This window comes from Limnohabitans sp. (genome assembly GCF_030158565.1).
Taxonomy (GTDB): Bacteria; Pseudomonadota; Gammaproteobacteria; order Burkholderiales; family Burkholderiaceae_C; genus Limnohabitans_A.
In genome coordinates this window covers 1-11,301 of the sequence record NZ_JAOASQ010000035.1, presented here as the reverse complement: position 1 = coordinate 11,301, position 11,301 = coordinate 1, and the positions used below count along the sequence as shown (strand labels likewise).

The window sequence follows — 11,301 nt, the reverse complement described above, 5'->3', positions numbered from 1 at the left end:
GCGGGCTGCCCCACCATGGCCTGGATCAGGTGCGAGCCCAAATTGGAGGTCATGACGATCACCGTGTTCTTGAAGTCCACCGTACGGCCTTGGCCATCGGTCAGTCGGCCGTCGTCCAGCACCTGCAGCAAGATGTTGAACACATCCGGATGGGCTTTTTCCACTTCGTCCAGCAGCAACACGCTGTAGGGCTTGCGGCGCACGGCCTCGGTCAGGTAACCGCCCTCTTCATAGCCCACATAGCCCGGCGGCGCACCGATCAAACGGGCCACCGAGTGTTTCTCCATGAACTCGCTCATGTCCACACGGATCAAATGCTCCTCGCTGTCAAACAAGAAGCCCGCCAAGGCTTTGCACAGCTCGGTCTTGCCCACGCCAGTGGGGCCCAGGAACAAGAAAGAACCTGTTGGGCGGTTCGGATCGGACAGGCCAGAGCGCGAACGGCGAATGGCATTGGCCACAGCTGAAATGGCTTCGTCTTGCCCCACCACACGCTGGTGCAACTTGTCTTCCATCTGCAGCAGTTTTTCGCGCTCACCCTGCATCATCTTGGACACGGGAATGCCTGTGGCACGCGAAACCACCTCGGCAATCTCTTCGGCACCCACCTGGGTGCGCAGCAAGCGGTGCACCGGCTTTTCGCCAGGTGCCGCTTCTTTGGCCTGCACGTCCTTGAGTGTTTTTTCCAAGGCGGGCAATTGCCCGTATTGCAGCTCAGCCACCTTGTTGAAATCGCCCTTGCGGGTCAGCTCTTCGATTTGCTGGCGCAACTGGTCAATCTGCTCGCGCACTTGCTGGCCGCCTTGGGCCTGGGCTTTTTCGGCTTGCCAGATTTCCTCCAGATCGGCCGCTTCCTTCTTGAGCTTGATGATTTCTTCCTCGATCAAGGTCAAGCGTTTTTGAGACGCTTCGTCCTTTTCCTTGCGCACGGCTTCACGCTCAATTTGCAGCTGAATCAAACGGCGATCAAGCTTGTCCATGACCTCGGGCTTGGAGTCAATTTCGATCTTGATTTTGGCCGCAGCCTCATCGATCAGATCAATCGCCTTGTCCGGCAAAAACCGGTCCGTGATGTAACGGTGGCTCAGCTCAGCCGCAGCCACAATGGCAGGATCGGTGATGTCCACACCGTGGTGGATTTCGTATTTCTCCTGCAAGCCGCGCAAGATCGCGATGGTGGCTTCCACAGAAGGCTCGTTGACCAGGATTTTCTGAAAGCGACGCTCCAAAGCCGCGTCTTTCTCGATGTACTTTCGGTATTCATCGAGCGTGGTCGCCCCCACGCAATGCAGCTCGCCCCGGGCCAAGGCGGGCTTGAGCATGTTGCCCGCGTCCATCGCGCCCTCGCCCTTGCCTGCGCCCACCATGGTGTGCAGCTCGTCAATGAAAACGATGGTCTGCCCTTCGTCTTTGGCCAGTTCGCTGAGCACGGTTTTCAGGCGTTCTTCAAACTCGCCACGGAACTTGGCACCGGCCAGCAAAGCGGCCATGTCCAGCGACAAGACACGTTTGCCCTTGAGCGAGTCAGGCACTTCACCGGCCACGATGCGCTGGGCCAGGCCTTCGACAATGGCGGTCTTGCCGACACCAGGCTCACCGATGAGCACCGGGTTGTTTTTGGTGCGGCGTTGCAAGACCTGGATGGCACGCCGGATTTCATCGTCGCGACCAATCACGGGATCGAGCTTGCCAATGCGGGCGCGCTCGGTCAGGTCGATGCAGTATTTTTTGAGGGCTTCGCGTTGCCCCTCGGCATCGGCACTGCCCACGGTCTGGCCGCCACGCACGGCATCGATGGCGGACTCCAGGCTCTTGCGCGAGAGTCCGTTTTCCTTGCACAGCCGCCCGGCCTCGGTTTTGCTGTCGGCCAAAGCCAGTAAAAACAACTCACTGGCGATGAAGGCGTCGCCTCGCTTGATGGACTCCTTTTCAGCCGCCTGCAGCAATTTGACCAAGTCAGGCCCCACCTGCACCTGATCTTGCCCGGTCACTTGCGGCAAACGGGTCACCGCCGCCTCAAAGGCTTGCAACAGACCCGGGACCTGAACACCAGCACGTTGCAAAAGGGCTTTGGGCCCTTCATCTTGCTTGAGCATGGTCACCAGCACATGTGCGGGGTCGATGTAGGCGTGGTCACGGCCCAAAGCCAAAGACTGGGCATCGGCCAAGGCTTCCTGAAATTTGGTGGTCAATTTATCGATGCGCATGAATGTTTCTCCAATGTTTCCAAGCTTGGGCCACTCTGGGCATTTTCAAGCGCCAAAGTGGTCGTGGAATTTGCCTAAAATCAAATCATGAACATTCACCAGCTTTCAGTCAGTTATGAAGAGCGCCAAGACCGGATCTTGTTGCGTTTGAACACACTCGACAAGCAAGAGTTCCGCTTTTGGCTGACACGCCGGATGTGCCTGCGCCTGATGCCGGCCATTGACCAATCGGTGGTTCGTCTGGAGGCCAGTCAGCCGGGGGTGGCCGCGCCCGATCCTTCATCGCAAAAAATGCTCACCGAAATCAAACGGGATGCGTTTTTGCAGAAAGCCGACTTCTCCACCCCATTCGAGGCCAAAGCCGAACAACGGCCCTTGGGGGAAGAGCCGCTGTTGATCACAGACGCACAGCTGAGTTTGCAAGCCAGTGGTGGCCTGCTGATGACTTTCCAGGAAAAATCGGTGGATGCCGCCGTCAAGTCTTGCCAGCTCAACTTGCAAGCGAGCCTGGTGCACGGCTTGGTTCATTTGATACAACAAGCCTTGGTCAAGGCCGAATGGGGCTTCACCACGGCCCCCAATGTGTCTGCGGCCGTCGAGCCTGCTGCGCTGGAGCCCGAAACGCCACCGCGCTACACGCACTGAGTGCGCCAAGCCCTCAAGCGTTGGTGGCCTGAATGCCCCAGCGGGCCAGGGCCGCATCGTCGGACACGCGGGCATCCACCCAATGCGCTCCTTCGGGTGTTTGCTCTTTCTTCCAGAAAGGCGCCTGGGTTTTGAGGTAGTCCATCAAAAATTCGCAGGCCTTGAAACTCTCACCCCGGTGGGCGGAAGTCACCGCCACCAACACGATCTGGTCAGCCGGCAGCAAGCGCCCCACCCGGTGCACCACGCGTGCGCCATAAAAATCAAAGCGCGTGTGCGCTTCATCGATCATGGCTTCGATGGATTTTTCGGTCATGCCCGGGTAATGCTCCAACTCCATGGCCTGGACTTCGTCTTGCGCTTGCCCGGTCAAGGCTCGGGTATCGCGCACGGTCCCAACAAAGCTGCACACGGCCCCTACGCGCAAATCCTGCGCACGCAGCGCATCGATCTCGGCGCTCAGGTCAAAGTCGGCGGTCTGAATCAGCACACGAGCGGACATGCTTTCAGCCCCCGGTGACCGGCGGGAAAAAACCCACCTCACAATGCTCGGACAAGCGGGTATCACCTGACGCCATGACCTGGTTGACCGCCACCCGCACGGCACGCCCCGACGACAAGGCTTGCGCATAGGCGCCGCCCTTGGCCATCAACTCCTCACGCAAAGCGGCAACATCTTCGCTGGTGGTCTCCAGCGTTTCGCCGGGCATGCCCAAGGTCTCGCGCAAAGATGCGAAATAACGGATTTGAATCTTCATGACAACCATCCCGCGAAGGGCCAAAAATGGACGATATCGCCTTGAGCAATGGTCTTGCCCGACGGGTTGTCGATCACGCCATCGCCCCAAACCACCGAGGTCAAAACCCCCGAACTCTGGTTGGGAAACAGATCAAGTCCCCCTTGGTCGTTGCGGCGAGCGCGCAAGAACTCCCGGCGTTTATCGGCTTTGGGCAATTCGAAATGGGCGGGCAACTGAAGGCACTCGGGGGCCAGGTTTTCAACGCCCTGCAGCTTCAAGATCAAGGGCCTGACCAAAAGCAGGAAAGTCATGTAACTGGAGACCGGATTGCCCGGCAAGCCCACAAAATGGGCTGTGCCGTTTTGCGTTTCGCGGCGCACATGGCCGTAGGCAAAGGGCTTGCCGGGCTTCATGGCAATTTGCCACAAAGCCAAAGCGCCCAAAGCTTGCACGGCGGGTTTCACATGGTCTTCCTCGCCCACGGACACGCCGCCGCTGGTCAAAATCAGGTCATGGTGATCAGCGGCTGTTTTGAGGGCGGCCAATGTGGCATCACGGCGATCAGGCACGATGCCCAGATCACTGACCTCGCAGCCCAAGCGGTGTAACAAGGCCCGCAAGAAAAAGCGGTTGGAGTTGTAGATGGCGCCTGCGGGCATGTCTTGCGGTGCCACATCGCCAGGCATCACCAACTCATCACCTGTCGAGAACAAAGCCACGCGAGGACGCGGCACCACACGCAACTGGGCCAATCCGAGGCTGGCGGCCAAACCCAGCTCAGCGGGCCCCAACTTTTGACCCCGACGCAAAGCGGTTTGCCCCTGGCGGATGTCTTCACCGCTTTGGCGGATCCACTCCCCCACTTGCGGCCGATGCGTAAAACGCACACGGGGAATGTCACCGTCGGTCACCAACTCGGCTTGCTCCTGCATCACGATGGCATCAGCGCCCGGGGGGACGGGCGCGCCGGTGAAAATCCGCGCCACTTGTCCCGCTTGCAAAGGCTGCCCTTGATGGCCCGCAGGAATGCGTTGCGTCACCGACAACTCGGCACCTGGCAGCAAGTCTGCACAGCGAACGGCGTACCCATCCATGGACGAATTGTCGAATGCAGGCACCTGCAGTGACGACACCACATCCTCGGCCAGCACGCGCCCGTCGGCGTCGAAAGTGGCAATCCACTCTGAGCCGTTCAATGGCGTGATCTGCTGCAGCAATGTGGCCAGCGCCTCATCCAGAGGCATCAAAGGCGTTCGTGGGGCGCTGGACATGGGCGTTCTCAATCGCAGTGCTCAGCGATGTAGGCCTTGATTTGCGCCACATCAGACTTCATGACCGTGACGCGCTTGGGCAATTGTTCAATGCCTTCGAACTGCGCAGGACGATCCGGTTCCCGACCCAAGGCTTCCACCAAAGTGGCGGCGAACTTGATGGGCAACGCCGTCTCCAGCACGATCATTGGCACAGCCGGATTCAGATGCTCTTTGGCCACTTTGATGCCATCGGCAGTGTGGGTATCGACCATCACGCCATATTGTGCAAACACCTGCTGGATGGTCTTGAGGCGATCGGCATGGGTGCTTTTGCCGCTCTCAAAGCCATAAAAACTGGCGGCTTTGGCAAAGCGCGGATCGGCCGACAAGTCAAAGAAGCCTTCACGGCTGAGACCTTCACCGAAAATCGCTTGGGTTTTAGACGCGTCGCGCTCCAGCAAATCAAAGACAAAGCGCTCGAAGTTGCTGGCTTTGGAGATGTCCATCGACGGGCTCGATGTTTCATGCGTGTCGGCTGTGCCGCGCACACGGTAAACACCGGTGCGGAAGAACTCATCCAGCACATCGTTCTCGTTGGTGGCGACCACCAGACGCTCGATGGGCAAACCCATCATGCGGGCCACATGGCCGGCACAGACATTGCCAAAGTTACCGCTGGGCACCGTGAAGCTGACCTTCTGATCATTGGCGGTGGTGGCCTGGAAATAGCCCGCAAAGTAGTAAACGACCTGGGCCAGCAAACGGGCCCAGTTGATCGAGTTGACCGTGCCGATCTTGTACTGGCGCTTGAACGCCAGATCATTGGACACGGCCTTGACCAAGTCCTGGCAATCGTCGAACACGCCTTCGATGGCGATGTTGTGGATGTTCTCGTCGAGCAGGCTGAACATTTGGGCCTGCTGGAACGGGCTCATGCGGCCATGGGGGCTGGTCATGAAAACGCGAACACCTTTTTTGCCGCGCATGGCGTACTCGGCCGCGCTGCCGGTGTCGCCTGAGGTGGCACCAAAAATATTGAGCTCATCGCCGCGACGGGCCAATTCGTATTCAAACAAATGGCCCAGCAGTTGCATGGCCATGTCCTTGAAGGCCAGCGTCGGGCCGTTGGACAAGGCTTCGAGGTACACATCAGGTTTGGCGTTGCCTGCGCTTTGCAAAGGCTTGAGCGGCACGATCTCTGGCGTGCCGAACACTTGCTCGGTATACGTCTTCTGGCACAAGGCTTTCAAGTCTTCTGCCGGAATGTCATCGATGTACAGCGACAGGATCTCGAACGCCAGGGCGGCGTAGCCTTGGCTTTGCCAAACTTGGCGCAAACGCGTCAAGGCATCGGCATCCACATGGGGGTATGACTCGGGCAGGTACAAGCCGCCATCAGGCGCCAGACCTTCGAGCAGGATTTCGCAAAAGCGTTTGCGGTCAGCGTGACCGCGGGTGGACAGGTAACGCATCAGTTCAACTCTTCTTTGCGGATACGGACGATGGGCGCCATCACGGTGGGCAGCGCCTGCATCTGGGCCAGCACATCGTTGAGCGTGCCTTCGCGGGTATCGTGCGTGAGGATGATCACATCGGTCTGGTTTTCACCGGCCTGGCTGACCTGGTCGGCTTCGCGCTGCAAGACCGCATCGATGCTGATACCGGCATCGGCCAACAAACCCGTCAGCTTGGCCAGCACACCGGCTTGATCGGCCACGCGCAAGCGCAGGTAATAACTGGTGACGACTTCGGACATGGGCAAGACCTGAAGGTCGCTCATCGCGCCCGGCTGGAAAGCCAGATGCGGCACGCGGTTGAGCGGATCGGCGGTGTGCAAACGGGTGATGTCCACCAAGTCGGCAATCACGGCACTGGCTGTGGGCTCAGAGCCTGCACCCTTGCCGTAATACAAAGTGGTGCCCACGGCATCGCCTTGCACCATCACGGCGTTCATCGCGCCTTCCACATTGGCGATCAGGCGCTGGGTCGGCACCAGGCTGGGGTGCACGCGCAGTTCCACACCTTGTGCCGTGCGCTTGGTGATGCCCAAAAGCTTGATGCGGTAACCCAGTTGCTCGGCGTATTTGATGTCCGCTGCGCCCAGCTGTGTGATGCCTTCGACATAAGCTTTGTCAAACTGAACAGGAATGCCAAACGCGATTGCGCTCATCAAAGTCACTTTGTGGGCCGCGTCCACGCCTTCGATGTCGAAGGTCGGATCGGCTTCGGCATAACCTAGGCGCTGCGCTTCTTTGAGCACCACAGCAAAGTCCAGCCCTTTGTCGCGCATCTCGGACAAGATGAAGTTGGTGGTGCCATTGATGATGCCGGCCACCCACTGGATGCTGTTGGCGGTCAGGCCTTCGCGCAAGGCCTTGATGATCGGGATGCCCCCGGCCACAGCGGCTTCAAACGCCACCATCACGCCTTTGGCTTGAGCAGCCGCAAAAATTTCGGTGCCATGCACGGCCAGCAAGGCCTTGTTGGCCGTGACCACATGCTTGCCTGCGGCAATCGATTCCAGCACCAAGGCCTTGGCGATGCCGTAGCCGCCGATCAGCTCGATCACGATGTCGATGTCCGGATTGGCGATCACCTCGCGGGCATCGGCCACCACTTTCACACCAGCGCCCACCACCTCTTGGGCGCGGGCCACATTCAGGTCGGCCACCATGGCGATCTCAATGCCACGGCCAGCACGGCGCTGGATTTCTTCCTGGTTGCGCTGGAGCACATTGAAAGTGCCACTGCCCACAGTACCAATGCCCAACAGGCCCACTTTGATCGGTTTCATCGACTTCTCTTCTACAGTTGGACCCGAACATTCCGGGTCATGATTCAAAAAATATCAGGCCACCAAATGTTCGGTGCCAAAACGCTTGCGGGCGCCTTCGAGGAAGCGCGCCACGCGGCCAATCGCTTCGCGCAGATCGTCCAGATGTGGCAAAAAGACAATCCGGAAATGGTCAGGATCCGGCCAATTGAAGCCCGTGCCTTGCACCAGCATGACCTTGGTCTCTTCCAACAGGTGCAGGAAAAAATCCTGGTCATCCTGGATCGGGTACATCTTCGGATCCAACTTGGGAAACATGTACAACGCCGCTTGGGGCTTGACACAGCTGACGCCAGGGATGGCGGTGATCAGTTCATACGCCAAGTCTCGCTGCTTGCGCAAACGGCCGCCCTCGCCCACCAGCTCGTTGATGCTCTGGTGCCCGCCCAGCGCCGTTTGAATGGCCCACTGACCTGGCACATTGGCACACAAGCGCATGTTCGAAAGCATGTTCAGGCCCTCGATGTAATCTTTGGCCGCTTTTTTGTCGCCTGAGATCACCATCCAGCCAGCGCGGTAACCGCAAGAGCGGTAACTCTTGGACAGAGAATTGAAGGTCAAGGTCAACACATCTTGCGACAAGCTGCCCAAAGGCGTGTGCTTGACGCCGTCGTACAAGACCTTGTCGTACACCTCGTCGGCAAAGATCACCAAGCCGTGTTCACGTGCAATGGCCACAATGCCCTGCAACAGCGCATCGGAGTACAAGGCCCCCGTCGGGTTGTTCGGGTTGATCACCACGATGCCCTTGGTGCGCGGTGTGACTTTGGCACGGATGTCGGCCAGGTCAGGCATCCAACCGTTGGCTTCGTCACAGCGGTAGTGCACGGGCGTGCCACCCGACAAGCTGGCCGCAGCGGTCCACAGCGGGTAATCCGGTGAAGGCAACAACAATTCATCGCCATCGTCGAGCAAGCCGTTGGTGGCCATGACGATCAATTCGCTGGCCCCGTTACCCAGGTAAATGTCGTCCAGCGTCACGCCCAAAATGCCTTGCTTTTGGGTCTCATGCATCACCGCCTTGCGGGCTGCAAAAATGCCTTTGCTGTCCGAGTAACCGGCCGAGTTGGGCAGGTTGCGGATCATGTCCTGCTGAATTTCTTCGGGCGCGTCAAAACCAAAAACCGCCAGGTTCCCGATGTTCAATTTGATGATCTTGTGCCCGTCCTCTTCCATCTGACGGGCACGGTCCATGATGGGGCCACGGATGTCATAACAGACGTTGGCGAGCTTGGCGGATTTCTGAATAGGCTTCAAAGTGCCTCCAAAGGCAGTTGCGGTGAGGGAAAACCTATAATTTGACCACAATTTCAGGCCTGTTTCGGCCTCCAGTCCACAAGCCATCAGACGCGCATCGGATCCACCCCATGAAACTTCAGCCCGACAAATCCAATGCCCCCACCATCAATGCCTATGGACCGGACTGGATCGAAGTCAATGGACTCAAGCACACGCAGTCCGTGGTGGTCAGCAGCCTGGAAGGTTTGCCCTCATGGACATGGGCGCCCCACAAATTTGCTCAGCTTGATGTGCAGTCCTTTGAGTCCCTGGCCAAAGACGGCGTCGAGCTGGTCATTCTGGGCTGTGGCAAACGCTTGCAATTCCCCCCCGCTTCCTTGATGGCGCCCTTGATTGCCAAAGGCATCGGCTTGGAATCGATGGACACAGCCGCTGCATGCAGGACCTACAACATCCTCGCCAGCGAAGGCCGCAAAGTCCTTGCCGCGCTATTGATAGAACCTTAAAGGATGCATTTTCGGATTCCTATCAGGCCATGGAATCCTGGTGTCCGAGTCCAGTGCTTTCAGAGTAAAATAGAAGGTTGTCAAGGCTCATGGCCTTTAGCGAAGCTGACGCCAACCGATGGTGGCAAACGCTCAACCAGTCAAGCGAGATCAAAGTTTTATGGCGATCGTTCTGAACAAGCCCCTCCCCGAATTTGAATCGAACGCCACAGGCGGTTTGAAAGTTTCGAACGTCTCCCATCTCGGCCAAAACGTTGTGCTGTACTTCTACCCCAAGGACAACACCCCCGGCTGCACGACAGAGGCCATGCAGTTTCGCGATAAATACAAGGATTTCGTCAAAGCAGGCGCAGCCGTCTTTGGCGTTTCGCGCGACAACATGAAGTCGCACGACGATTTCAAGACCAAACTGGAACTGCCCTTCGAACTGATCGCCGACACCGAAGAAAAAATGTGCCACATGTTTGGCGTGGTCAAAAACAAGATCATGTACGGCAAGAAGGTCAAAGGCATTGAGCGCAGCACCTTCCTGATCGGCGACGATGGCACCCTCAAGCAAGAGTGGCGCGGCCTGAAGGTTCCCGGCCATGTGGAGGAAGTCCTCAAGGCCGTCAAAGACCTGAAAAAGGCCAAATGATTTTTTAAAATCATTTCTCCAAAGTTGTCACAGGGCTCGTGCATAATGAATTCATGCCGGTGAAAATCAGCCCCACACACCACGGAAAAGCCGCCTTGGCCTCCAGGCGGCTTTTTCTTTTTTAACGGCATTTGTTTCACTTTTTTCAAGAGGCTTTCGTCCATGCCACTGCCACCCGCTCCTACCCAACGCGCCAGCCGTCTGACCCACAAGGCTTTCGACAACCCGCTCGATGACCATGACAGCGCAGCATCAGAGGCCATGGACAAGCCCGCGCCGCAGCAACAGACCACCAGCGCCAAGCGCCCAGCCAAGCCCGTCAAAGCCGCGCCTGTTCGCGAAACCGCGCAGTTGGCTGCAGCGCCACAAGCGGCAGCTCCAGCGCCCCGCGAAAAAGCCAAGCCAACGCGCAGCAAACGCCCAAGCGGCCCGACCAAGTTGTTTGTGCTGGACACCAATGTGCTCATGCACGATCCCATGAGCCTGTTCCGGTTTGAAGAGCACGATGTCTTTTTGCCCATGATCGTGCTGGAAGAGCTCGACGGCCATAAAAAAGGCATGACCGAAGTGGCGCGCAATGCCCGCCAGGCCAGCCGCTCGCTGGATGCGCTGGCTTCTGCACAAGGGGCAGATCTGGGCAAAGGCTCTCCACTGAACACCACCGGCTATACCGATGCACTGGGTCAGCTGTTCTTCCAGACCCAGGCGCTGGACCTGAGCTTGCCCCTGGCCCTGCCCCAAGGCAAAGCCGACAACCAGATCCTGGGCGTGGTCAAAGCACTGGGCGAGCTGCACAAGCCGCGCGAAGTGGTGCTGGTCTCCAAGGACATCAACATGCGGGTCAAGGCCCGCGCCCTGGGTCTGCAGGCCGAGGATTACCAAAACGACAAGACCCTGGAAGACGGCGATTTGCTGTACCCCGGCTCTTTTGCGCTGCCCGCCGACTTCTGGACCAAGCACGGCAAAACCGTGGAAAGCTGGCAGCAAGGCACGCACACCTACTACCGGATCACCGGCCCCGTGGTGCCCAGCCTGTTCATGAACCAGTTCGTCTACTTTGAAGCTCCGGGCGAGCCCAGCCTGTATGCCCGCGTGACCGAAATCCGTGGCAAAACAGCGGTGCTGCGCACACTCAAGGATTTCACTTCGCAAAAGAACGCCGTCTGGGGCGTGACCACACGCAACCGCGAGCAGAACTTCGCCATGAACCTGCTGACCGATCCCGATGTGGACTTTGTGAC

11 protein-coding genes are annotated in these 11,301 nt (G+C 58.3%); 4 read left to right on the top strand and 7 right to left on the bottom strand.

All coding sequences use genetic code 11. The features are described from left to right. A partial coding sequence (clpB, locus tag Q1W40_RS07285) for an ATP-dependent chaperone ClpB (protein WP_300710484.1) occupies positions 1 to 2,207 on the bottom strand: 2,207 nt, incomplete at its 3' end. An 87-nt stretch (positions 2,208 to 2,294) separates the two neighbouring features. Here clpB and Q1W40_RS07280 point away from each other — a divergent pair. Continuing rightward, entirely contained in the window at positions 2,295 to 2,852 is a 558-nt protein-coding gene (locus Q1W40_RS07280) for a hypothetical protein (protein WP_300710481.1), read from the top strand. A gap of 13 nt (positions 2,853 to 2,865) precedes the next feature. Here Q1W40_RS07280 and Q1W40_RS07275 read toward each other — a convergent pair whose 3' ends face one another. From Q1W40_RS07275 to Q1W40_RS07250, 6 genes are read right to left on the bottom strand one after another with little or no spacing between them, the layout of a single operon-like run. After that, a complete protein-coding gene (locus Q1W40_RS07275; RefSeq protein ID WP_300710478.1) occupies positions 2,866 to 3,354 on the bottom strand; it encodes a molybdenum cofactor biosynthesis protein MoaE in 489 nt (162 codons plus the stop codon). Positions 3,355 to 3,358: 4 nt separating this feature from the next. Further along, positions 3,359 to 3,610, bottom strand: a complete 252-nt coding sequence (gene moaD / locus Q1W40_RS07270; RefSeq protein WP_300710476.1) for a molybdopterin converting factor subunit 1 — start codon at positions 3,608 to 3,610, stop codon at positions 3,359 to 3,361. Further along, the gene (gene glp, locus Q1W40_RS07265; protein ID WP_300710473.1) at positions 3,607 to 4,863 is read right to left on the bottom strand and encodes a gephyrin-like molybdotransferase Glp; all 1,257 of its coding nucleotides are present in this window, start codon (positions 4,861 to 4,863) and stop codon (positions 3,607 to 3,609) included. The genes moaD and glp overlap by 4 nt, the downstream gene beginning before the upstream one ends. An 8-nt stretch (positions 4,864 to 4,871) precedes the next feature. After that, entirely contained in the window at positions 4,872 to 6,317 is a 1,446-nt protein-coding gene (thrC, locus tag Q1W40_RS07260; protein WP_300710471.1) for a threonine synthase, read from the bottom strand. Beyond that, on the bottom strand, positions 6,317 to 7,639 hold the full coding sequence (locus tag Q1W40_RS07255; RefSeq protein WP_300710469.1) for a homoserine dehydrogenase: 1,323 nt from the start codon (positions 7,637 to 7,639) through the stop codon (positions 6,317 to 6,319). The genes thrC and Q1W40_RS07255 overlap by 1 nt, the downstream gene beginning before the upstream one ends. Before the next feature lie 54 nt (positions 7,640 to 7,693). Beyond that, positions 7,694 to 8,935: a pyridoxal phosphate-dependent aminotransferase gene (locus Q1W40_RS07250; protein ID WP_300710467.1), complete on the bottom strand. Its 1,242-nt coding sequence runs from the start codon at positions 8,933 to 8,935 to the stop codon at positions 7,694 to 7,696. A 110-nt stretch (positions 8,936 to 9,045) separates the two neighbouring features. Between Q1W40_RS07250 and Q1W40_RS07245 the strand changes: the two genes are divergently transcribed. The 3 genes from Q1W40_RS07245 to Q1W40_RS07235 all read left to right on the top strand — a co-directional run. Beyond that, complete coding sequence (locus Q1W40_RS07245) at positions 9,046 to 9,423, top strand: Mth938-like domain-containing protein (protein WP_300710464.1); 378 nt, start codon at positions 9,046 to 9,048, stop codon at positions 9,421 to 9,423. Between the two features lie 160 nt (positions 9,424 to 9,583). Continuing rightward, on the top strand, positions 9,584 to 10,060 hold the full coding sequence (locus Q1W40_RS07240; RefSeq protein ID WP_300710462.1) for a peroxiredoxin: 477 nt from the start codon (positions 9,584 to 9,586) through the stop codon (positions 10,058 to 10,060). Positions 10,061 to 10,222: 162 nt separating this feature from the next. Then, positions 10,223 to 11,301 (top strand): PIN domain-containing protein (locus Q1W40_RS07235; RefSeq protein WP_300710461.1); only part of this gene is annotated, 1,079 nt, incomplete at its 3' end.